This window comes from Arenibacter sp. F20364 (assembly GCF_023015905.1).
In the GTDB taxonomy this organism is placed as follows: domain Bacteria; phylum Bacteroidota; class Bacteroidia; order Flavobacteriales; family Flavobacteriaceae; genus Arenibacter.
In genome coordinates, this window is record NZ_JALKBD010000162.1 from 1 (window position 1) to 383 (window position 383).

1 protein-coding gene is annotated in these 383 nt (G+C 48.0%); it reads right to left on the minus strand.

Annotated features, from left to right (window positions below):
* A partial coding sequence (locus MWU84_RS24155; RefSeq protein ID WP_246906616.1) for a hypothetical protein occupies positions 1–383 on the minus strand: 383 nt, incomplete at both ends.

Genomic DNA, 383 nt, shown 5'->3' on the forward strand with positions numbered 1-383 from the left:
GCCCCAAGTTTCGCTGTAACGATGGAAAGGTCTTCCACCTTAAAAGGATCTAAAGTAGTACCAACACCTGTTATAGTTACTTGATCTGCGATGGCCGCGAAGCTCGACTTGTCGATCCACTCAACCGTTCCAACCGCATCGGTAACCAAAACCTTGTCGTTGCCTCCACTTAATATGTTTTCTGTCTGTACCGCGTTATCGCCCAATTTTGCATTGGTAACCGCATCGGCACCTAATTTGGCAGTTACTATCGAAAGGTCCTCTACTTTAAAAGGATCCAAGGTAGTTCCAGCTCCGGTTATCGTTACCTGGTCGGCGATAGCGGCAAAGCTCGACTTGTCGATCCACTCCACTGTTCCCACTGCATCCGTAACCAATACCTT